This is a genomic window from Dokdonella sp., from assembly GCF_017744955.1.
Classification (GTDB): Bacteria; Pseudomonadota; Gammaproteobacteria; order Xanthomonadales; family Rhodanobacteraceae; genus Dokdonella_A.
Genome location: NZ_JAGIAG010000002.1, coordinates 653,412 through 675,337, shown reverse-complemented (window position 1 = coordinate 675,337; position 21,926 = coordinate 653,412). Strand labels below are relative to the sequence as shown.

At 67.3% G+C, this 21,926-nt stretch carries 22 protein-coding genes; 14 read left to right on the top strand and 8 right to left on the bottom strand.

What is annotated here, in order from left to right:
* Positions 1 to 1,668, bottom strand: a complete 1,668-nt coding sequence (locus J7520_RS07990) for a choice-of-anchor tandem repeat NxxGxxAF-containing protein (RefSeq protein ID WP_291186312.1) — start codon at positions 1,666 to 1,668, stop codon at positions 1 to 3.
* Positions 1,669 to 2,379: 711 nt separating this feature from the next.
* Here J7520_RS07990 and J7520_RS07985 point away from each other — a divergent pair.
* The 4 genes from J7520_RS07985 (at position 2,380) to J7520_RS07970 (ending at position 4,492) form a co-directional block, all read left to right on the top strand.
* Positions 2,380 to 2,601, top strand: coding sequence for a hypothetical protein (locus J7520_RS07985; protein ID WP_291186309.1), 222 nt, complete (start codon positions 2,380 to 2,382; stop codon positions 2,599 to 2,601).
* A 159-nt stretch (positions 2,602 to 2,760) separates the two neighbouring features.
* Positions 2,761 to 3,261, top strand: coding sequence for a hypothetical protein (locus tag J7520_RS07980; RefSeq protein WP_291186306.1), 501 nt, complete (start codon positions 2,761 to 2,763; stop codon positions 3,259 to 3,261).
* A gap of 439 nt (positions 3,262 to 3,700) precedes the next feature.
* Positions 3,701 to 4,075 (top strand): hypothetical protein, encoded by a 375-nt coding sequence (locus J7520_RS07975; protein ID WP_291186304.1) that lies wholly within the window; start codon positions 3,701 to 3,703, stop codon positions 4,073 to 4,075.
* Positions 4,076 to 4,123: 48 nt separating this feature from the next.
* A complete protein-coding gene (locus J7520_RS07970) occupies positions 4,124 to 4,492 on the top strand; it encodes a high-potential iron-sulfur protein (RefSeq protein WP_291186301.1) in 369 nt (122 codons plus the stop codon).
* Positions 4,493 to 4,561: 69 nt separating this feature from the next.
* On the opposite strand, the gene J7520_RS07965 is transcribed toward J7520_RS07970, so the two are convergent.
* Positions 4,562 to 5,866, bottom strand: coding sequence for a patatin-like phospholipase family protein (locus tag J7520_RS07965; RefSeq protein WP_291186298.1), 1,305 nt, complete (start codon positions 5,864 to 5,866; stop codon positions 4,562 to 4,564).
* 300 nt (positions 5,867 to 6,166) lie between these two features.
* Between J7520_RS07965 and J7520_RS07960 the strand changes: the two genes are divergently transcribed.
* The 4 genes from J7520_RS07960 (at position 6,167) to J7520_RS07945 (ending at position 9,282) form a co-directional block, all read left to right on the top strand.
* Complete coding sequence (locus tag J7520_RS07960; protein WP_291186295.1) at positions 6,167 to 6,592, top strand: DoxX family protein; 426 nt, start codon at positions 6,167 to 6,169, stop codon at positions 6,590 to 6,592.
* Between the two features lie 145 nt (positions 6,593 to 6,737).
* Complete coding sequence (locus J7520_RS07955; RefSeq protein ID WP_291186291.1) at positions 6,738 to 7,658, top strand: LysR family transcriptional regulator; 921 nt, start codon at positions 6,738 to 6,740, stop codon at positions 7,656 to 7,658.
* A gap of 97 nt (positions 7,659 to 7,755) precedes the next feature.
* Positions 7,756 to 8,640, top strand: coding sequence for a pirin family protein (locus tag J7520_RS07950; protein ID WP_291186288.1), 885 nt, complete (start codon positions 7,756 to 7,758; stop codon positions 8,638 to 8,640).
* Positions 8,641 to 8,688: 48 nt separating this feature from the next.
* Entirely contained in the window at positions 8,689 to 9,282 is a 594-nt protein-coding gene (locus J7520_RS07945; protein WP_291186285.1) for an NAD(P)H-dependent oxidoreductase, read from the top strand.
* An 84-nt stretch (positions 9,283 to 9,366) separates the two neighbouring features.
* Here the strand turns inward: J7520_RS07945 and J7520_RS07940 are convergent, their stop codons facing one another.
* Positions 9,367 to 9,576, bottom strand: a complete 210-nt coding sequence (locus tag J7520_RS07940; RefSeq protein ID WP_291186282.1) for a hypothetical protein — start codon at positions 9,574 to 9,576, stop codon at positions 9,367 to 9,369.
* Positions 9,577 to 9,887: 311 nt separating this feature from the next.
* On the opposite strand from J7520_RS07940, the gene J7520_RS07935 reads away from it, so the two are divergent.
* The 6 genes from J7520_RS07935 to J7520_RS07910 all read left to right on the top strand — a co-directional run bounded on the left by J7520_RS07935 (position 9,888) and on the right by J7520_RS07910 (position 16,443).
* Entirely contained in the window at positions 9,888 to 10,175 is a 288-nt protein-coding gene (locus tag J7520_RS07935) for a DUF4190 domain-containing protein (RefSeq protein WP_291186279.1), read from the top strand.
* Positions 10,175 to 10,951: a class I SAM-dependent methyltransferase gene (locus J7520_RS07930; protein ID WP_291186276.1), complete on the top strand. Its 777-nt coding sequence runs from the start codon at positions 10,175 to 10,177 to the stop codon at positions 10,949 to 10,951. The genes J7520_RS07935 and J7520_RS07930 overlap by 1 nt, the downstream gene beginning before the upstream one ends.
* A gap of 162 nt (positions 10,952 to 11,113) precedes the next feature.
* Positions 11,114 to 12,133, top strand: a complete 1,020-nt coding sequence (locus J7520_RS07925; protein WP_291186273.1) for a quinone-dependent dihydroorotate dehydrogenase — start codon at positions 11,114 to 11,116, stop codon at positions 12,131 to 12,133.
* The gene (gene murB, locus J7520_RS07920; protein ID WP_291186270.1) at positions 12,120 to 13,172 is read left to right on the top strand and encodes a UDP-N-acetylmuramate dehydrogenase; all 1,053 of its coding nucleotides are present in this window, start codon (positions 12,120 to 12,122) and stop codon (positions 13,170 to 13,172) included. The genes J7520_RS07925 and murB overlap by 14 nt, the downstream gene beginning before the upstream one ends.
* 140 nt (positions 13,173 to 13,312) lie before the next feature.
* The gene (locus J7520_RS07915) at positions 13,313 to 15,082 is read left to right on the top strand and encodes a DUF1800 domain-containing protein (RefSeq protein WP_291186267.1); all 1,770 of its coding nucleotides are present in this window, start codon (positions 13,313 to 13,315) and stop codon (positions 15,080 to 15,082) included.
* Between the two features lie 11 nt (positions 15,083 to 15,093).
* Positions 15,094 to 16,443 carry a DUF1501 domain-containing protein gene (locus tag J7520_RS07910; RefSeq protein ID WP_291186265.1) on the top strand — a complete coding sequence of 450 codons (1,350 nt, stop codon included), beginning with the start codon at positions 15,094 to 15,096 and terminating at the stop codon, positions 16,441 to 16,443.
* A gap of 77 nt (positions 16,444 to 16,520) precedes the next feature.
* On the opposite strand, the gene J7520_RS07905 is transcribed toward J7520_RS07910, so the two are convergent.
* From J7520_RS07905 to J7520_RS07885, 5 genes are read right to left on the bottom strand one after another with little or no spacing between them, the layout of a single operon-like run.
* Positions 16,521 to 18,800, bottom strand: coding sequence for a thiamine pyrophosphate-dependent enzyme (locus J7520_RS07905; RefSeq protein ID WP_291186264.1), 2,280 nt, complete (start codon positions 18,798 to 18,800; stop codon positions 16,521 to 16,523).
* 45 nt (positions 18,801 to 18,845) lie between these two features.
* The gene (locus J7520_RS07900; RefSeq protein ID WP_291186262.1) at positions 18,846 to 19,487 is read right to left on the bottom strand and encodes a glutathione S-transferase family protein; all 642 of its coding nucleotides are present in this window, start codon (positions 19,485 to 19,487) and stop codon (positions 18,846 to 18,848) included.
* Entirely contained in the window at positions 19,484 to 20,041 is a 558-nt protein-coding gene (locus J7520_RS07895) for a GNAT family N-acetyltransferase (RefSeq protein ID WP_291186259.1), read from the bottom strand. Before J7520_RS07895 ends, J7520_RS07900 begins: the two co-directional genes overlap by 4 nt.
* 57 nt (positions 20,042 to 20,098) lie before the next feature.
* A complete protein-coding gene (locus J7520_RS07890; protein WP_291186256.1) occupies positions 20,099 to 20,677 on the bottom strand; it encodes a pilin in 579 nt (192 codons plus the stop codon).
* Positions 20,678 to 20,693: 16 nt separating this feature from the next.
* Positions 20,694 to 21,866: an acyl-CoA dehydrogenase family protein gene (locus tag J7520_RS07885; RefSeq protein WP_291186253.1), complete on the bottom strand. Its 1,173-nt coding sequence runs from the start codon at positions 21,864 to 21,866 to the stop codon at positions 20,694 to 20,696.
* Positions 21,867 to 21,926 lie beyond the last annotated feature (60 nt).

The window sequence follows — 21,926 nt, the reverse complement described above, 5'->3', positions numbered from 1 at the left end:
TCAGTCCGCTGCGTGATCGAAGCCGTCGCGGAAGATGACGTCGTTACCGGTGCACGGCGTCACCACCACATGAGAAGACAGCGCGAACCCCGGCGTGGCGGCGCCGATGCGGACCTGGCTGGTCTGGTTCAGGCTCGGCCAGCCGTCGAACGAGCCGCCCCAGTTGCCGCCGAACGCGGCCGGTTGTCCTTGCGTGGCGAGCGTCTGCGTGTCGCCGTTCGCATGGTTCAACAGCACGGTGCTGCGCTCGCTCTGATCCGGCATGAAGAGCGAGATCCACAGCGCCACGTCGCCGGCATTGTTCAGCGCGCGCATGGGATTGCGCGAATACGCCATGCCCCAGACGATGCCGCCGTCGACGGGATCGTACGGCGCGAACACTTTGCGCCATTGCCCAGCGCTGCCGGCGATCCAGATCGGCAGCTGCTGCGAGTCGATCAGGCGCTCGGCGTAGAAGACGATCTCGCCGTTGTCGTTCAGGAGCGGAGCGCCGAAGTCGGCATAGGTGCCGCCGTCGGGCGTGGGGTCGCCGGCCTTGACCGACCATGCATGTACGCCGCCGACACTGAGGAACAGGCCGCCCGCCGACTGGCCGCCGGAGACGTAGCCGCGGAACGACACCATGCCGCCCTGGTTGATGCCCGGCACGGGGCCGCCGGCGATCGACGTGCCGTCCGAGTAGCTCCAGTATTCGGTGCCGATCAGGGAGAACGTGCCACCGCCAGGGGCCGGGTCCCCGGCGGCGACGTACTTCGTCGTGACGCCGTCTTGCCACAGGAAAACGTCCGAGCTGTCGCCGCCGTCGGTGGCGGCGATGAACACGACCGTATCAGCGTTGTTCATGCTGCCGGGCCCGAGCGTCGTGATCGTACCGCCGAGCGGCGACGGATCGCCGACCGCGGCGACTTTCTCGAACGTGGCGTCGGCGGCGCGGTAGAGAAACAAGCCGCGCGGCGCGCTGCCGCCATGGATGTCGGCGAGGAACAGCACGTCGCCGTTGTCGTTGATGTCTGGCGTGGCGAAGGTGGCGCCGAAGAATCCGCTGAAGCTGCCGCCGATCGGCGAAGGGTCGCCACAGCTGTCCGTCGCGCCACTGCCGCCGTCGCCGCCGCAGCCGAGTGCGACGATGCGCAGACCCTGCGCGTCGGCGGTGAAGATGCCCTGGTTGCGCGCAGCGCCGTCGACGCCCGAACTGAATGCGATGCGGCCGTGCGCGTTGATCGTGGCCGAGCGGCTGAACGACATCGGGTTCAACGTGCCGGACTCGCCGTCCGGCAGGCTCTGGCCATACCAGCCTACCGGGGTGGCGCCACACACGTCGGCGCCCGTCGCGGCTGACGGCACGGCGGACAGGGCGGTCGACGCGGGCATCGCCGGGCGCGTGATGCGCCTGCCGTCGATCGTGCGATCGGTGACGACCGCGTCATCGCTGTGAAAGCGGATCGACTGGGCTTGACCGACGGAGGCCATGAGGCAGGCGAGAGCGAACGGCAGAGAGGTCCTTGAGGGGAGGCGTATGCTCATAACTAGGCGGTTTCCGGGAAGATGATGGTCAAAGTGCGGCCGGGATACGGCGCGGTCGGCTGGCGCCGGTGACGCTCCGGCGACAGACAGGCTGAATATCCCACTTGCCGCCAAGCGATTGGTTTTATTTGGTTTGAGCAACACTTTCGAGATGCTTCCGTTTGGCTTCCGGAGAGCTTTCGCATGCTGCGGGGCCGACGAAGGGCTACGGACAGGTGCGTGGGCGTGGACAGCCGGTGAGCTGTCAGGGCCGAGCTAGGTATCGGTGCTCGGCAAAGCTGTCGTGACCTGGACCTGTCGAATTCAGATGAAGTGACGCTATGGGGCTGCCGAATGGGGAACAAGCCCATAGGCCGGTTTTGCGGCACGTGCGGCACTCGACGATCTCGTGCGGCGATCTCGTGCTCGATGTAATTTTACATAATATACATTGCGCACGTATCAAGCTAGTCCGGAAGAGTCGCCGTCGGCGTGTCTGGCTCTGCTCGCCGGGGTTTTCGGGAGCTGCGCTTGAGCTGCCTGCTAGCGAGCTTGCGCCGACATGCTCGGCGTGTGCCTGCGCACCGTGCGGCATTGGGACTCCGGCCGCAACCGCGTACCGTGGTCAGCCATCCGACTTTTGCGCATTCTTCGGGCCGGCGAGCTGCCGGCGACTGGCTTCGGTGGCTGGGCGTAATTCGAGACAGCGGCAGTCGGCGCGATGATCAACCGGATTGTGCTGCCGAGCAGTTGGCTCGACGTCCAGCAACTCGATGGCCAACTCTCGCGCCAGTTGGCGGCCTGTCGGCTTCGCCGCGTGCGCGTGCTTCCGCGCTGGTGTGCACGAAGTAGTAGCCGAGCACCAAGGGACGCGGGATGCTTGATCGCCGAGCCGATCAAGAACGACGTGGCGCTATCGGCCTGCAACTCGATCGCACCGCCCTGGCTTTCCTCGAATACGGCGAACTGTCCGGTCTCGACGGCTTCGGAGGCACGCAGACGACCCTGATCAATCGCGAGCCAGGCGGCGTCGTGGTCGGTCGGCGGCTCGTAATGCCAGTGCTGCCCGTCTTCGAGTCGCACGTGAAAGTGCGGTAGCCATCCACCACGGCGAACCGGGTTCGCATACTCTTCATGACCCCGGAATCCATACTTGGCGAGCCTCGGAAGCGCCAGGTAACGATCCGCTTGGCCCGAAGCAATCTTCCGGAGCTGTTTCCCCGCCCGTTGAATTCCGCAAACCTTGAGGAGTCAGTCGTGGACCCGATCGCCCTTCTCGTTGTGCATGTCGGCCTCAGTCTGGTCGGCATCTGCTGCGGTTTCGTGCTGATAGGCGATTTCCTGCGCTCGCGCTTCCGCTCCAACGTCGCATGGATCTTTCTGGTCTCCACCGCGCTGACGAGCCTGACCGGCTACTTGTTCCATCGCGATCAGGTGCTCCCATCGCACGTGGTGGGTGCGATCGCGCTGCTGGTGCTCGTGCCGACCTGGTTGGCGTGGCGGCCGTATCGTTTGTCCGGCGGCTGGAAACGCACGTTCATCGTCGGCGCCACGATCAGCCAGTGGCTCAACGTATTCGTGCTCGTGGCCCAGCTGTTCCTGAAGGTGCCGCAGCTGCACCGACTCGCGCCTACGGGATCGGAGCCGCCGTTCGCCATGGCCCAAGGTGTCGTGCTGCTGTTGTTCATCGCAGTCGCGGTCGTCGCATGGCGACGGAATCCCACGTCACCCGGCGGCCAGCTCGCGTCGGAATCGTGATCCACGCGTTGACGCGTGGATCGCCGAAGCTGCAGCGGAACACCTGACCCCCGCCCTGCTTGAGCTGGGCAGACAAAATCCGCGATCGTCGACGCCACCGCGAACATCGCCGACGCGGCGAAGAAGATCGTATGGGGCGCAACCGCCTGGGGCGGGCAGCCATGTCCTCGACGTGGCCGAGCAGCGCCTAGTGGAGGATGAGCTTAGGACAACGCCACTCGCGCCCGACATTGCGCTGTCTCGCGCCTTGGACCGGGTGCCGTCACGAGGGGCCGTCACCTGCCGGTCGACAATACGCTCATACAGCTCGGGCAGTTGGCAGAGCTTAAGAGCCATAGGCAGAACCTCGTCGGATCGAACCGATCCAGGTTGATGCCACGGCTGGTGCTGCGAAGGCGATCACGTGCGTCGCCTGCCATGGCCCTTGAGCGACGCAGACATGCGCAACCTCGCCGCCCATTTCGCGGCACAAACGTCGACGCCCTCTCCTTCTGGGACCAGCATGCAAGCCGTCAGTCATGGCGAACAACTGTTCCTTGACGGCGATCGCGAACGTGGTGTCCCTCCCTGCCAGGGGCGCCACGGCGCCGATGCGAGAGCGCCGGCCTACGCCGGCGGCCGCTACGCGGCGTATCCGAGACTGGGCGGCCGGCATGCTCCCTACCTCGTGGCGCGTCTGCGCGGATATCGCAGCGATCAGCCGCAATACGGCAGCAACGACTTCGTCATGCACGGCGTTGCCCACGCACTCGGCGACGAGTCGATCCAGGCGTTCGCCACATGGCTGGCGTCGTTGCCGCCGGCGGAAAAGTAGCGAACGAGATCCATCGCCAGGTGTTTTATCCCAAGCAGAGGTGACATCGTGAAAAGAATCGATCAACGACCAAGTTTCGGAACCGATCAGATCGGAACCGATCAGATCCGCCGCCGTTTCCTCGTCGGCACAGGGGCCGCACTCGGGGCCGCCGCGCTCGCCGGCATGCTGCCGCGTCAAGCGAACGCAGACGACTTGCCCCATCTATCGCCGACCGATGCCACGGCGCAAACGCTCGGCTACGTCGAAGACGCGGCGCAGGCGGACAAGGTCAAGTTCTCGACCTACACGGCCGGCAGCGCGTGTGCCAATTGCAACTTCTTCCAGGGCGCCGCTGCATGGGGCACATGCCAGCTGTTCCCCGGCAAGTCGGTCAACGCCAAGGGCTGGTGTTCGGCACACGCGAAGAAAGCCTGACAGATACTGGACCGGCCTGTGAGGGGCACGGTGGACGGCGCCCCTCATTTCCACGGCACATGCGTTGCGTCATGGCATGCCTGGGATGCCTTGTTCTCCGAGAACCGCCACCTTGGTTGCTGGTGCATCTGGCCGCGGCGGCGTTTTCTTCCACGCATACCCCGCGGAACCGAGCCGGTAGCCGTAGCCAAGCAGGTCGTTCATGTACTTCGGGTCGAATCGTTTGTGCTTGGGGTATTGGAAATCCGCTCCGATGGCCGCGAGGTTGTAGTCGGCCCCATCCTGATGCGCGGTGCGGTAGATGCGGTCGAGGTCGGCGACGGATTGGCGCTGCAACAGCATCCCCAAGGCGCGGCCACCGATCGCCAGTGTGCTGCGTGGCGTGACGGACCACTCCGGCGCCACCTTCCAGTTGAGGATCACGTAGACCTGGATGGCACCGCGATAGGGTTCGCCGGTCAGCTCCTGCATGACGGCCAGCATCGTGGAAGGATAGGTGAACACCTGCGCGTTGACGCCTCCGTCCACGTGCATCTCCTGGTAGCGCTTGCCGTTCGCCTCGACGTCGATCATGACCGGAGACACGGCGCCCGGAATGCTGGCGGAAGCCACCATCACTTTCCGGAAGAGATCTAGCGCATTCGGGGCTCCGCTGGCAGCGATCGCACCCATATTCCAAGTCACCGCGCGGCCGGAATCCATCTCCGTCGTGCCGATCATCAGCGCGCGTCCTTTTGCATACTCTGCGGCGACGGCGCGAAGGACGTCCGGCGTCATGTACTTGGCCACGAATTCGATGGCCGGCTGGTTGTCGGCGAAACCGTCGCTCAAGAGACCGAACACTCCGCGCGAGCGGAAGAGCTTCTCGCGCCCGATGGACAGGATGGCATCGTGCAGCTGCGCGTCGTAGGACGGACCGAGGAAGGCGAACGGAGCGATCAGCGCGCCGGCGCTGACACCGGTGACCACGCGAAACTGCGGACGATCGCCATGCGCGGTCCAGCCTTCGAGCAGGCCCACCGCGAAGGCGCCGTTCTCGCCGCCACCAGAAATCGCCAGGATCGCGGCCGGCGGCAGCGCTTGCGCCGTCGTTCCGGATTGCGCGAACGCGGTCCGCGCTCGGCCAATGTCTCCGATCGCACTTCTCGCGAACGGAACGATGTCGCTATCCAGCCAATAACGGGCATTCGGGATGCCGGGAATCGCTGCGGCATCGGCTTCCGATTTCGGCAGCGCGTCGGTGCGCGGCAGCGTCGAGCAAGCCTGCAGCAACCAAACGACGATGGACAGCATGAGGACGCGCAGGGTCCATGTGATCGAATCCCCTGCCGTTCGCTCCATGGCCCCGTCGCGAAGCATCGTGTTTCCGCTCATGGCCGTGTTCTCCTCATGAAGAGTCGGGAGCGTTCCCGCATGCGGAACGTTCCACGGCGCAAATCTACGATTCGCTCCGTTCGCCAACTAGATGGCGCAACCGGATGGCACTCGTCCATAAACAGCCGCAAATCCAGCCACGAGGAATCCGGATCGGATTGCGGCCATTCGTGGAGGGGTGAAATCCCATTCAGCCGGCTAGTGACGTCACGATGCGGCGCCTAGAGTTTGCCTACGCAGACCGCTCCGCTTCATCGGGTTTGCGATGTCACCCAATTCATTCCTCGAAGGAGTACCGCCATGTCCACTCACGCCCAAACCCTGACTGCTCCCGCGGCCTCGGCCACGCTGCGCAATTCGACCGAGCTGTTCGGCCGCATCCTGCTCTCCGCCCTGTTCCTGATGTCTGGCCTCGGCAAGATCGCCGCCTACTCCGCGACCGCCAGCTACATGACATCCGTGGGTGCCCCTGCTGCGTTGCTGCCGCTGGTCATCCTGACCGAAGTCGGCGGTGCCATCGCCATCATTGCCGGCTGGAAGACCCGCATCGCAGCGATCCTGCTCGCTGGCTTCACCGTGCTGACGGCACTGATGTTCCACAGCAACTTCGGCGACCAGAACCAGATGATCCATTTCATGAAGAACATCGCCATCGCCGGCGGGTTCTTGATGCTCGCCGCGAATGGCGCCGGCGGCTACAGCCTGGATGCGCGCTCGGCCAGGTAAGTGGCTGCGCAAGCCACGGATATCACCGAGATCCCGCCGCCGATAGCGCAAAAGGCGCTATCGGCGGAGGTATGCGTGAAATCCCCGTCTCGGTAACAATGCCTCGGCTTCCGGGACGGCGGAGGCTTCCGCTCGGAGGCTGCTTGTGATTGATCTCAACGATGTCGCCCTGTTCGTGCAGGTGGTGAAGGCCGGAAGCTTTGCGGAAGCCGCGCGCCGTACCGGCATGCCATCGAACACTGCCAGCCGGCGCATCCAGCAACTGGAAGAACAGCTTGGATTGCGCCTGTTGCATCGCTCGACGCGCAAGCTGACGCTGACCGACGCCGGTGAAGCGCTATACGCTCGCAGCGCCGAACAGATCGAAATCGTGTCGGAAGCGGCGCAGGAGCTCGCCGAAGGCAGCCGGGTGCCGAGCGGCAAAGTACGCGTGGCGGCGCCTGCGGATTTCTTCTACTGGTTCGAGCCGTCGTGGGTGCAGGAATTCCTGCTCGAACATCCGAAGGTCCGACTGGATTTCGTGCTCAGCGACCGGCGCGCCGATCTCGTCGCGGAAGGCATCGACGTCGCCATTCGCGCCGGCGCGATCCACGAGCCGACACTCATCGCGCGTCGCGTCGGCAGCAACCGCGCCTTTCTGGCGGCGAGTCCGGCCTATCTCGCGACGCATGGGACACCGCAATCCCTCGATGACCTGGCGACGCACGATTGCCTCGTCCTGCAATCGACCGCCGGCCGCGCGGTCTGGCACCTCGATGGCCCCGAGGGCCCGGCCGACGTGGAAGTGCGCGGGCGATTCCAGGCCAATTCCGCCTTCGCGCTGCTCAAGGCCGGCGTGGCCGGCATGGGCATCGTGCTCCTGCCCGATGTCACGACCCGTCAAGCCATGCACAGCGGCCAGCTCGTGCGGGTCCTGCCCGACTATGGCATCAACGGCCTCGAGTTGTTCCTGGTGTATCAGAGCCGCAAGCAGCTGCCGCGCGCAGCGAGCGTGTTCGTCGATTTCATCATGGCCAGGATGGTCGCGACCGGACTGGTGAGCATGGATACCTCGACCACGCCGTAGCGTGCGTGCAGCGCGATTTCCCAGCTCGATTCCGTCCAGAAATGGAGCAGTCAAATCCCGTTTTCCCGGCTAGTGGCAACTGCATCGCGTGACTAGATTGGTTCTCGCCAACCCACGGAGAGAACCCATGAACGCCGTCGTCAAAACCCCGCACGAAGTCCACGAATCCACCGGTCGCAACATTGTTTTCCGCACGCGCGGCCGCGAGCACGGGCCGATCACCCGAATGGTCAGTCCTTCCGACATCGGCCGGATGATCAAGCCCTTCGTCTTCCTCGACCTCGTCGATTCGCAGCAGCCGGTCGGCCAGAAGGATTTTGGCTGGCATCCGCACTCGGGCATCGCCACGCTGACCTTGCTGATCGAGGGCCAGGGGCACTACATGGAATCGAACGGCCACGAAGGACCGATGAGCGCGGGCGACGTCGAATGGATGAGCGCCGGTCGCGGCATCTGGCATACGGGCGAAACCGCGCCGCCGATCAAGGCCTTCCAGTTGTGGGTCGCCCTGCCCGAGGATCGCGAGCTGTCTCCCGCGTTCAGCCACCACCTGTCGGTCGACGAGATTCCGTTCGATGGTCCGGCTCGGGTGTTGCTCGGTCGCAGCGGCAGTGCGGCCAGTCCGATCGATGCGCCGCCGGGCATCAACTACTTCGACGTGCGACTCGAGGCGGGTCAGCGCTGGACCCATCAACCGCCCGAGGGCCATCGCGTCGCCTGGATCGCCGTGATGGAAGGAAGCCTGCGCGCGCCCGAGCGGGTCGGCAAAGGCGAACTGGCCATATTCGATCGCTCGAACGCCGCCATCGAATTCGAGGCGATTGCCGATACGCGTTTCGTGCTCGGCACGGCAATCCCGCATCCGCACGACCTGCATCTCGGCTATTACTCGGTGCACACCAGCGATGCCGCGCTGGCCGAGGGCGAACGCGAGATCGCGCGCATCGGTCGCGAATTGCACGCCAAGGGGGTGTTGCGCTGATTGCTAGGCGCAGCACAACACCTCTCTCATCCATCGGAGTACACCATCATGACCGTCATTTCCGTCATCGTCGGCAGCGTTCGCCAGGGGCGCCTCGCCGAGAAGCCCGCCCGGTGGATCCTCGACCACCTGAAGGAGCGCGAGGGCGTCGACGCGCGCCTGATCGACCTCCAGGACTATCCGATGCCGTTCTTCGACGCGCCGATTCCGCCAGCGATGCCGGGACGGCCGGCCTACGAGCACGAAGTCGTCAAGCGCTGGACGCAGGCCATCGCCGCGTCGGACGGATTCGTCGTCATCTCGCCCGAGTACAACCACGGGCCCACCGCCGTGCTGAAGAACGCGATCGACTGGGTCTACCCAGAGTGGAATCGCAAGGCCATCGCTTTCGTCGGCTACGGCAGCGTCGGCGGCGCACGCGCGATCGAGCAACTGCGGGAGATCGCGGTGGAAATGCAGCTCGCGCCGATCCGCTCGGCGATCCATGTCCCGGCCGCGGCGCTGTACGCGCATTTCCAGGGGCAGGACGTGGCGCCGCACCTGGCCGAACTGGACAACGTCGCCGACCAGATGGTGGACGATCTGCTCTGGTGGACGCATGCGCTGAAGACGGCACGGGCACGGGTGACAGCGCTCGAGTGATCGATGTCGCATGACCGAAGTCGATCGACCTCCATCACCAACCCGCCAGCCTGCGGTACTCCGCAGGCGGGCGAGCGGCATGCGTCACCTGTTGTTTCCATCCGTCTGGTCGCCGCGCTGCAGCCAGGTTCCCGACATCGGTGCGCACCCCTCGCGGATCGTGGTGGTCGTGTATCCGCCAAAGCCCCAGTTGTCCGTATCGACCTCCTCGGTCGTGACGTGCGTCCATTCTCGCGAAGGAATCATCTGGATCCGGTTGGAGATGGCTCTGCATATCGCGACGTAAAGGGGCATGCGCGCCTGCTGCAATCAGGTTCGTGCCCGAACTCCGCCCTCCAGCGGGAGAGTTGTTTGCGCAGCGTCGTCACACGGACCTGCCGCGGCCAACACGACGCGCGGGCATCTTCTCGGCAGCTCTTCAACCAACGGGCATCTTGTTGATCGGTCGGTCAACACTGCGGCACAGTATCGGCAGCTCGACCGATACTAGGGTGATTTTTTGACTCTCAATCCGGCGAAACCATGCCCACGCCAGCCGCCGATCGCCGGCGCACGCGCTTTCCTTTGAACATTCCTCGTCCCCGGACCTGGCTAGAATCACCCACATGAACACCACAGCCCCCCGCACCAGCGGCACCGCCGTCGCCAGTCTCGTCTTCGGCGTGCTCTCGTGGTTCGCGTTGCCCGTTATCGGCGCGATCCTGGCGATCGTTCTTGGCCACAGTGCCCGCGGCGAAATCCGGCGCGCGCCTCCAGGCACCGTCGACGGTGACGGGATGGCCATCGCTGGATTGATCCTCGGCTGGGCGCACGTCGTCATCGTGGTTCTGGGCCTCGGAGTGATCTTCCTGTTCCTCGGCGGAATCGCGTTCTTCGCGCACTACGTCGCCTGATGACGGACGATCGCGCAAGCCGCGACCCGGTCGAGCGCTTCGGCAACCGCGTCGACGACTACGTCCGCTATCGGCCCGGCTATCCCACGGCCGTGACCGACTACCTGCGCGAACGAGGCTGGCTATGGCCGGGCGCCGTGGTCGCCGACGTCGGCGCCGGTACCGGCATTTCGAGCGCGCTGTTCCTCGATGCGGGCTGCGTCGTGCATGCGGTCGAGCCGAACGCGCCGATGCGCGCGGCGGCCGAGAGCCGGCTGGGTGCCCACCGGGGATTCCAGGCGGTCGACGGCCGCGCCGAGGCGACCACGCTCGCCGCGGACAGCGTCGACCTGGTCGCCGCCGGCACCGCCTTCCACTGGTTCGACGCGGCGGAGACGCGCGCGGAGTTCGCGCGCGTCCTGCGCGGCGACGGCCACGTCGTCCTGTTCTGGAACCTGCGCCGGCAGGACGACTTCATGCGCGCCTACGAAGCGATCCTGCGCACGCACAGCCGCGACTACGCCGAAGTCGAATCGAGCCGGCGCGCCGACGAGATCGCGATCCGCGCGTTCTTCGGCGAGGGCTTCCTGCAGAGCGCGACGTTCCCGAACGCGCAGCGGCTCGATTTCGACGGCCTGCTCGGTCGCGCGCGCTCGTCCTCGTACGTGCCGAAGCCCGGCGATGCCGCCTATGCGCCGCTGCGCGACGCGCTGCGCGAGCTGTTCGAGCGCAGCGCGGTCGACGGCAACGTCGCCATGCACTACGACACGCGGCTCTACGTCGGCCGGCTGCGCTGACGCCCGTCACGAGCGGACTACCCGTGACCGACGGCGGCGACCGGACAGCCGGATCGCGCCCGCAACCGGCGGCCTGCCGGTAAAATCCCCGAAATTCCTTCCTTCGTCCGCGCTCCGACGGCCCCATACGCGCCGCGCGGCACCGCTTGAGGACCAGTCCGGATGTACGCCCTCGCCCGCCCGTTCCTGTTCTGTCTCGACGCCGAGCGCGCGCACGACCTCGGCCTGGTGTCGATCGAGGCGGCCTACCGCACCGGTACCAGCGCCCTCCTCGCACCGCGACCGAAGCCGCTGCCGGTGGAAGCGCTCGGGCTGCGCTTCGACAATCCGGTCGGACTCGCCGCCGGGCTGGACAAGAACGGTGCCTACGTCGACGCCCTCGCCGCGCTCGGCTTCGGCTTCATCGAAGTCGGCACCACCACGCCGCGCGCGCAGGCTGGCAACCCGAAGCCGCGCATGTTCCGCCTGCCCGAGCACGAGGCCGTCATCAACCGGCTCGGCTTCAACAACGGCGGCGTCGACGCGCTGGTGCGCAACGTCGAACGAGCGACGTTCGGCGGCGTGCTCGGCATCAACATCGGCAAGAACAAGGATACGCCGAACGAGCGCGCGGTCGAGGACTACCTGCACTGCCTCGAGCGCGTCTACGCGCGCGCGAGCTATGTCACCGTCAACATCTCCTCGCCCAACACGCAAGGCCTGCGCGACCTGCAGGAAGAGGAGACGCTCAAGCGCTTCATCGGAACCTTGCGCGAAGCGCAGGAGCGCCTCGCCGCGCAGCATCGCGTGCGCAAGCCGATGCTGCTGAAGATCGCGCCGGATCTTTCCGACACCGAACTCGACGCGATCGCCGAGGTGCTGCTGGCGGCGGGCGTCGACGGCCTGATCTGCACCAACACGACGATCGACCGCACGGCGGTCGCCGGCCATCGCTACGCGAACGAAGCCGGCGGATTATCCGGCAAGCCCGCGTTCGCGAAATCGACCGAGGTGCTGGGCGGCATGGCGCGGCGGCTCGGCGGCAAGATCCCGCTGATCGGCGTCGGCGGCATCGTCAGCGGCGCCGATGCGGCGGCGAAGATCGCCGCCGGCGCGACCTTGGTGCAGTTCTACACCGGCATGGTCTATCGCGGCCCCGGCCTGATCGGCGACTGCGTCGAGGCGATCCGTGCCCGCGCTTAATTCCGGTCTCGCCCAGGGCGACGGCTACACGATCGTCGAGCGCGCCTCGCTGGCCGGGCGCAACACGTTCCGCGTGCCGGCGCGCGCGGAGCTGCTGATCGACGTGCGCAAGCCGGCGGCGCTGGCCGAATTGTTCGGCTACGCGGCCCTGAAGACGCAGCCGCTGCTGGTGCTCGGCGAAGGCAGCAACGTGCTGTTCACGCGCGACTGGCCGGGCGTCGTGCTGTCGATCGCCGCGCGCGGCATCGCCGTGCCCGAAGATCGCGGCGACGCCGCGCGCGTACGCGTGGAGGCCGGCGAGAACTGGAACGACTTCGTGCGCTGGTCGCTGGCGCACGGGTTCGCCGGGCTCGAGAACCTGGTGCTGATTCCCGGCACGGTCGGCGCGGCGCCGATCCAGAACATCGGCGCCTACGGTATCGAGGTGCGCCAGTTCATCGCCGCGGTCGAGGCCTGGGACCGCCGAGAGGCGCGGCTGGTTCGGCTCGACAACGCCGATTGCGCGTTCGGCTACCGCGATTCGCGCTTCAAGCGCGAGCGCGAGCGCTACGTCGTGACCGCGGTCGAGTTCGAGTTGCCGCGCGAGCGCGCGCTGCGCCTGGACTATGCCGGCGTGCGCGAGGAACTGGCCGCGCTGGGTATCGACGAGCCCACGCCGTCGAACGTCGCCGAGGCGGTCGCGCGCCTGCGCACGCGCAAGCTGCCGGACCCGGCCGTGATCGGCAATGCCGGTAGCTTCTTCAAGAACCCGATCGTCGCCGCCGGGCTTGCCGAGCGCTTGCGGCGCGAGCATCCGCAGTTGCAGGCCTGGCCGACCGAAGACGGCGGCGCCAAGCTGTCCGCCGCCTGGCTGATCGAATCGCTCGGCTTCAAGGGCGCACGCGAAGGCGATGCCGGCGTCTCCGAGCGGCATGCGCTGGTGCTGGTCAACCACGGCAGCGCCAGCGGAGCCGAGCTGTGGGCCCTTGCCGAGCGCATTCGCGGACGCGTGCGCGAATGCTACGACGTCGTGCTCGAAGCGGAGCCGCTGATCGTTTGACGCCGGCGCTTCGTGCCGATCGGCAGCGCAGCAAGCCCGCGGCCTGCTGAGCCGGGCGTCACAAATCGGGTCATGACGGCCGCCTATGCTTGATCGCCCTGCGGGTCGCCGCCCGGCAGGTACGGGGAAGAAAAAAAGCCATGACAGCCGCATCCGTTTCGCTCGCTTCGCGTCGTCGCCTGTTCACCGCGCTGTCCGCCGCCGTCGGCAATGCGCCCGCCGCCGCGATGCGGCGCGCGGGCCGGCCTGCCGCTCCCGCCGCGGTGCCTTACGTGCCGCTCGCCAGCACGCCGCCGGCGCCGGTGCGCTGGCTGCAGAAGGCGACGTTCGGCTATTCGCCGCAGGCGAAGGCCGCGTTCGACGCGCGCCCCGGCGCCGGCGACGACGCGCGCTGGCAGAACTGGGTCGATTGGCAGCTCTCCCCTGCCGCGATCGCCGACGCGGCCTGCGACGCGCGCATCGCCTCGGGCAGCTTCCTCACGCTCGACAAGTCGCTCGCGCAGCTGTGGGCCGATCATCACGAAACCGGCGACTACGCCGTGCGCATGCTGCCGGCCGCCGAAGCCGAGTGCGCGACGACGATCCGCGCGATCTACAGCGAGCGCCAGTTGTTCGAGGTGACGGTCGATTTCTGGCACGACCACTTCAGCGTGTTCGGCTGGGACTACGACGGCGGCCCGCTGTTCCCCGACCTCGACCGCCGCCTGCGCGCGAACGCGTTCGGCAATTTCCGGCAGATGCTCGAACAGGTCTGCCAATCGACCACGATGATGTACTCGCTCGACCTCTACGCCAGCACGCGCGCCGGCCCGAACGAGAACTACGCGCGCGAACTGCTCGAACTGCACACGCTCGGCGCCGAGCACTACTTCGGCCCCACCGACCCGCTCGGCGTGCCCTGCATCGACGCCGACATCCATTGCGAGGACAGCTTTCCGCAGGGCTACGTCGACAACGACGTCTACGAAGCCGCCGCCGCGCTGACCGGCTGGACCATCAAGGACGGCAACTGGCAGTTCCCGGCCGACAACGACGGCGGGTTCGTCTATCGCAGCGAATGGCACGACCGGCGCAACAAGATCTTCCTCGGCCGCTACCTGCCGCCGGACCAACCGGAGATGCGCGACGGCCGCGATGTGTTCGACCGTCTCTGCGCGCATCCGAACACGGCGCGCCACGTCGTCGGCAAGCTGTGCCGGCGCTTCGTCGGCGACAACCCGCCGGCGAGCCTGATCGAAAGCGCCGCCGCGCTGTTCACCGCGCAGATCGGCGCGCCGGACCAGCTCGCGCAGGTGCTGCGCGCGATCCTGCTGTCCGACGCGTTCAAGAACACCTGGGCCGCCAAGGTCAAGCGGCCGTTCAACAGCTTCGCCGGTGCGCTGCGCGCGCTCGGCGGCGATTTCACCCCGACCACGCGCGACTACCCGAACCAGTGGCCGACCGCGGACGAACTCGCCGCGCGCCTGCAGCAGGCCGGCCATCGCCTGTTCTACTGGCCGGCGCCGAACGGGTATCCCGATCGCGCTGCCGCCTGGAGCAGCACCGGCGCGATCGCGATGAGCTGGAAGCTGCTGACGCGCCTGACCACGATCCGCCAGGAGGTCGGCTATTCCGACACCTACCCCTACGTCGCCGACGTCGTCGCGCAGACCAACGCGGCGATCGCTGCCGGCGGACGCAGCGCCAGCGCGGTGGTCGGCTACTGGTGCGATCGCATCCTCGGCTTCCGCCCCGAACCGGTGCGCGGCAAGGCGGTCGACTTCCTGCGCCAGAACGCCGGCGCCGACGACGCGCTCGACCTGGAACGCAACGACTGGCACGCGGACGATCTGAAACGGCACTACACGCAGGACCGCCTGCGCTCGACGGTGGCGCTGATCCTGTGCAGTCCCGACTTCCTGGCTCGCTGAGGAGAAGCCCGATGACCCGCATCGATCGACGCGATTTCCTCAAGGCCTGCGGCACCTGCGGCCTCGTCGCCGGCGCCCTGCCCGGCACGCGCCTGGTGTTCGGCGCACCGAACGCGAACGACCACGACACCCTGGTGGTGGTGTTCCTGCGCGGCGGCATGGACGGCCTCAGCCTGATCTCGCCCGGCGCCAGCAATTCCGAGCGCTTCCGCTACGAGCAGGCGCGCAACGCCACGCGCATCCCTTTGACCGGCGAAGGTGCCGGCCTGCCGCTCGGCGGCGACGGCCAGTGGCAGGCGCATTCGCGCGCGCCGGAATTGCAGGCGCTGTACAACCAGAACCGGCTCGCGGTGGTGCTCGGTGCGGGCATGCCGGCGCCGGTCACGCGCAGCCACTTCGACGCGCAGATCAACATGGAAGTCGGCCTCGCCGGCCAGGGCAGCGGCATCGGCTGGATCACGCGCGCGCTGGCGAGCGGCGCGCTGCCGCCGAACGTGATGATCCCGGCCGTGTCGGTCGGCAGCCTGACCGCGACCAGCCTGCTCGGCAGCGCCGAGGCGATCACGCTGTCCGACGGCGGCGATTTCCGCATCGACACCGGCAACTGGCCGTGGAACGTCAGTCCCGACTACGCCGGCGACGCGCCGGCCGGCGTGCACGGCATGCTGTCGATGCTGCCGCAGCTTTGGACCGGCGGCAGCTCGCTCGAAGCGGCCGGCCGACAGACGCTGGAAGCGCTGCAGGTGATCCGCGGCATCGACTTCGAAGGTTATGTGCCGGCGCCCGGCGCCAGCTACGACGACGACGGCTTCGCGCAGCAGCTGCGCATGCTCGCGCAGCTGATCAAGCTCGACGTCGGCCTGCGCTACGCGGCGATCGACCTCGGCGGCTGGGATACGCACAACGGCCAGAACTACATGTTCGGCGAGGCCGTCAGCCGGCTCTCGCGCGGGCTCGGCGCGTTCCACGCCGACCTCGCCAACGACACCGGCAACTACGCGCAGCGCGTCAGCACCGTCGCGATGAGCGAGTTCGGCCGCCGCGTGCAGGAGAACGACGACCAGGGCACCGACCACGGCTACGGCAACGTCATGCTCGCGCTCGGCGGATCGGTCAACGGCGGCCGCACCTTCGGCGAATTCGCCGGTCTCGCCGGCGACCAGATGTTCGAAGGCGCCGACGTGATGGTCACCACCGATTACCGCCGCGTCTTGTCCGAAGCGTTGATCCGCCGCCTGCGCAACGCGAACGTCTACTACGCCTTCCCCGGCTACGCGAACTACTCGCCGCTCGGCATCTTCCAGGGCAGCGATCTGGCGCCGACCGGCTTCGACGCGGTGTTCGCCAACGGCTTCGACTGAAGCCACCGGCGAGCACGCCGTCGATCACGCACGCACGCGCCGGCGGCGAAGCGTCGGCGCGTCGGTCGCTTCCGCGCTCAGCGCAAGGCTTCCGCCGCCGCGACGATGTCGGCGTCGCCCGGCAGCACCAGGAACGCCGCGCCGGCGAGCGGCGTGTAGGTATCCGCGCCGACCACGCGACGCAGCGGCGTGGCGCCGTGCCCGGCCTCGACGATCGCGGTGATCACGCCTTCGCCGACGCCGGCCGAATGGCGGCCTTCGTCGACGACCAGGATGCGCTTGGCGTTCTTCGCCTGTTCGGCGATGAAGCTCTCGTTGAGCGGCACCAGCCAGCGCAGGTCGACCGTGCGCACCTTCCAGCCGAGCTTCTTCTCGATCTCGCGCGCGGCGCGCAGGCTCATCGGCACGCCGTTGCCGTAGGTGAAGACGACCAGGTCGTCCGCGCCTTCTTCGTAGACGCGGCCTTCGCCGAGCGGCATCGCCTGGTCCGGCGGCGGATAGGACGTCAGCCACTGGCCGTCGCCGGCTTCGTACAAGTCCTTGGTCATGTACAACGCGATCGGTTCGAGGAAGATCGCGACGCGACCGTCGACCTTCGCCAGCGCCGCCAAGGTGCGCAGCATCGTCGCCGCGTCGTCGCCGCGGCTGGCGCAGCCGACCACGATGCCGGGAATGTCGCGCAGCGCGGCGATCGAGTTGTCGTTGTGGAAGTGGCCGCCGAAGCCGCGCTGGTAGCCGAGGCCGGCAATGCGCACCAGCATCGGGTTCTTGTACTGGTTGTTGGAGAAGAACTGCAGGCTGGCCGCCTCGCCGCGGATCTGGTCGCAGGCGTTGTGGAAATACGCCAGGTACTGGATTTCCGGCACCGGCAGCAGGCCCATGTTGGCGTAGCCCTGAGCCAGGCCGAGGATCATCGTCTCGTCGAGCAGCGTGTTGAACACGCGCGCGTTCTTGAACGCCTTGTGCAGACCCTTGGTCACCGTGTAGACGCCGCCCTTCTGCGCCACGTCCTCGCCGAACAGCAGCGCCTCGGGGTACTTGCAGAACAGGTCGTGCAGCGCGTTGTTGATCTGGATCGCCAGATGCCGCGGCGGCAGGGTCTCGGGCAGCTTGTCGGCGCCGAACACGGCGGCGCGCTTGATCGCGTAGTCGGCGCGCTGCGCTTCCGCGCGCACCTTGTCCGGCGTGTACGGCGCCAGCGGCGCCATCACGTCGTCGAGCCGGTCGAGCTTGGGCCGGCGATCGGCTTCCTCGGCCGCGGCGAAGCACTTCTTGCGCACCTCTTCGTACTGCGCCAGCAGCGATTCCTTCGTGTACAGGCCCGATTCCAGCGCGATCGCGGCCGAACGCAGCAGCGGATCGGTCGACTCGACCGCGACCAGTTCCTCGACGCTGCGCCACTCGATCTCGAAGTCGGTGCCGGCGTGGCCCATGATGCGCGTGGTGCGCAGGTGCAGGAAGGTCGGCCGCCGCGTCGTGCGGCAATGATGCACCGCGCGCGCGACCTGCTCGTAGCCCTCGGCGAGATCGAGGCCGTCGGCGTAGAAATAGTCGAGGTCGCGGCGCCCGCCGAAGCTGGCGCGGATCCAGTCGTTCGGCGTCTTCACCGAGATGCCGATGCCGTTGTCCTCGCACACGAACAGCACCGGCGCCGGCAGCTTCTGGTAGGCGGTCCAGGCGGCGGCGTTGAACGCGGTCTGCGCGGTGGCGTGGTTGGCCGAGGCGTCGCCGAACGAGCAGATCGCGATCGAATCCTCCGGCACCGGCAGCGCGTGCGCGAGGCGCCTGGCCTGCTCGATCGCGACCGCGGTACCGAGCGCCTTCGGCAGATGCGAGGCGATCGTCGAAGTCTGCGGCAGCACCCACAACGGCTTGCTGCCCCAAACCTTGTGGCGGCCGCCGGAGGCCGGATCGTCCTTGCTCGCCGCGAACGACAGCGCCGAATCCATGATGGGATCGAGCTTTCTACCATCGGTGCCCGGCAGCTTGCGGAAGCGCTCGGCCATGAACGCGCCGCTGCGGTAGTGCAGGAAGGCCGGATCGGTATGGCGCGTCAGCCGCGCGACCATCGCGTTGCCTTCGTGGCCGCTCGAGCCGATGGTGTAGAACACCTTGTTCTTCACGCGCAGCACGCGCGCCATCAGGTCGAGGTGGCGCGAGACCAGCTGCGATTCGAACAGCGCGAGGAAATCGCGCGCGGTGCACAGGCTGCCCGGCAGCACGGCTTCGTCCGCCTGCGGCGCATGGTGCGGCGAGCCGGACCAGTTCTGCACGAATTCGACGAAGTTCTGGTCGCAGACCTCGGCGCGGTTGACGTTCTTGTGGCGGGCGGGGATCGGATTGGGAATGGCGTTCATGGCGTAGGGCCGATGGAAAGTGGGGATCGAGCGTCGGCTCGGAAGCTAGGCGGACTGGGCGATCAAGGCGGCATTTTCCGCCGCAATCGGCGGCATCGCCACGAAGCCTGGCTGCGCGCGCACGCGCGCGAGCCAGTCGACGACGCGCGGACAGGCGGCCAGATCGAAGCCGCCGTCGGCGGCGCAATGCGTGTAGCCGAACAGCGCGATGTCGGCGATGCCGTAGCCGGTGCTGCTGAACCAGTCGTTCGCGGACAGGTGCCGCTCCATCACCGCCAGCGCCTGATCGCCGCGCTCGCGCAGCCGCGGCAGGTCGGCGCGGCGCGGCGAATCGGCCGGCGTCCAGCCGCAGATGAAGCGCGCGACGGCGACGTAGGGTTCGTGGCTGTACTGCTCGAAGAACATCCACGACAGCGTCTGCGCGCGCTGCCACGCGTCGCCGGCGAAGTACGAGGTACCGTCGGCGAGCCAGGCGAGGATCGCGTTGGACTCGACCATGCGGCGGCCGTCGTCGAGTTCGATCATCGGCACGCGGCCGTTCGGATTCTTCGCGAGATACTCCGGCGTGCGCGTGGCGCCGTGCGCGCTGTCGGTCTCGACCCAGCGATGCTCACGCCCGAGGTGGCCGAGCAGCATGCGCAGCTTGTGGCAGTTGCCGGAAGGCGAATAGCCGTAGACGGTGATCATGCGTCGCGCTCCTGCGCGCGCCGGGCCAGCCACTGCTCGCGCGACTGGCCCCAGACGTCGACCGCATGATCCTGGAAAGGCGCCGGCAATCGGCCCGGCCCCTGGCGTGTCGAACCCAGGCGCTGCGCCACTTTCTGCGACGCGAGATTGGCCGGATCGATGCAGTGGATGATCTCGTTCCAATCGAGGTGGTCGAAGGCCCAGTCGATCGAGGCCACCGCCGATTCCAGCGCATAGCCCTTGCCCCAGGCGTCCGGGTGGAACGCGTAGCCGATCTCGTTGCCGGGCCAGCCTTCCGGGCGCCACGGCCCCATCTGTCCGAGCCAGCGTCCGCTGGCCTTCTCCTCGACCGAGAACATCGCGAAGCCCTGCACCGCCCACGCACCGGGCATCTGCAGGAACTTGCGCCAGGCCGCCGCGCGCGGCGCGGTGCCGCCGATGTAGCGCGCGGCCTCCTCGTTCGCGTGCAGCTCCGCGTAGCGCTCGAAGTCCTCGATGCGCGGCAGGCGCAGGACCAGGCGCTCGGTTTCGATGCGGATGTCGGGAAGGCTCACGATGACTTCACTCCAGATGGCTCGTCGGTCCCCGCCCGCTCGCGCGGGCGACATGCGTCAAGGACCGTCGGAGGCTGCCGGCGCACCGGCGATTTTCGGCGTCTTCGGCGTGTACTCGCACAGCGGACTGACGCGCTTGATCTGCGGATAGTCCGTCGTCTCGCAGCGCCAGCGCACGCCCATCGCATCGGCCTGCGTGGTATCCGCGACGAGGCGGATGCGCCCGCCGTCGACGCCGGAGGTCGCATCGAACACGAGGTCGATGCTGCCGTCGGATGCGACCGTCGCGGACTTCAGCGTCTTGCCGCGATAGCGGTCCGGTGCGGGCAGGCCCGCGTCGGCCTGCTGCGCCGGCAGCTTTCCGTTGGTCTGGTAGTACTCGACGATCGCCACGCGCATGCCGGCGACCGCTTGCAGGTCTTCGCGCATGCGCAGGCTGCCTTCGTCGGCGGAAGCGGCCAGTGCTTCGTGCGACTCGTCGAGCGTCTTGCGCATCCGCTGCTGCTCGTCCTTCAGCGCCGAGACTTCGCCGCTCAGCTGCTGCCATTGCCGGTCGCCGATCAGAAATCGATAGGCGACCAGCACCAGCGCCGCCGCCAGCAGCGCGCTCGCGAATACCGCGGCGACCGTGCGCACGAAGGTTTCCCGAGGCTCAGAACGCGTTGATTCCCGTCACCTCGCGGCCGACCACCAGCTGGTGCACGGTCTCCGTGCCCTCGTAGGTGATGACCGACTCGAGATTCAGCGCGTGGCGGATCGGACAGTGTTCGGTGGTGATGCCGGCGCCGCCGAGGATGTCGCGGCATTCGCGCGCGATGTCGATCGCCATGCGGCAGTTGTTCCACTTCGCCAGGCTGACCTGGGTCGGCTGCATGGTGCCGGCGTCCTTGAGGCGGCCGAGCTGCAGCGACAGGAGCTGCGCCAGCGTGATCCGCCGCGCCATCTCGGCGAGCTTGATCTGCACCGCCTGCGTCGCCGCGATCGGACGGTTGAACAGGGTGCGGTTCTTGGCGTATTCGGTGGTCTCGGTGAAGCAGGCGATCGCCGCGCCGATCGGGCCCCAGGTGATGCCGTAGCGCGCCTGCGTCAGGCAGCCCAGCGGTCCCTTCAGGCCCTTCACGTTCGGCAGGCGGTTGGCGTCCGGCACGCGCACGTTGTCGAAAAACAACGCGCTGGTGACCGACGCGCGCAGGCTCATCTTCTTGTGCACTTCCTGCGCGCTGAAGCCCTTGAAGTCCTTCTCGACGATGAAGCCCTGGATGCCTTCCTCGGTCTGCGCCCAGACGATCGCGATGTGCGCGAGGTTGCCGTTGGTGATCCACATCTTGGCGCCGTTGAGGATCCAGTCGGCGCCGTCGCGCTTGGCATTGGTCTTCATGTTGGCCGGATCGGAGCCGCCGTGCGGCTCGGTCAGACCGAAGCAGCCGATCACCTTGCCCTGCGCCATCTGCGGCAGCCAGCGCTGGCGCTGTTCCTCGCTGCCGTAGGCGTAGATCGGATACATGCACAGCGAACTCTGCACCGAGGCGAAGCTGCGGATGCCCGAGTCGCCGCGCTCGAGTTCCTGGCAGACCAGGCCGTAGCTGACGCCGTTCATGCCGGCGCAGCCGTATTCGGTCGGCAGCGACGAGCCGAGCAGACCCAGTTCGGCCATTTCCGGAATCAGCTCGGTCGGGAAGCGTCCCTTGTCGAAGCAATCGCCGATGATCGGCAGCACGCGCTCGTCGGTGAAGCGGGCGACGGTGTCCTGCACCATGCGCTCTTCTTCGGAGAGCAGCGAGCGGACGTCGTAGAGATCGGTGGGGTTCAGCGGGGTGGCGGGCATGGGCCTGGGTCCGGACGGAGGCAAAGCCCCGCATTGTACCTTTGCCGCTGCGCCGCGGCC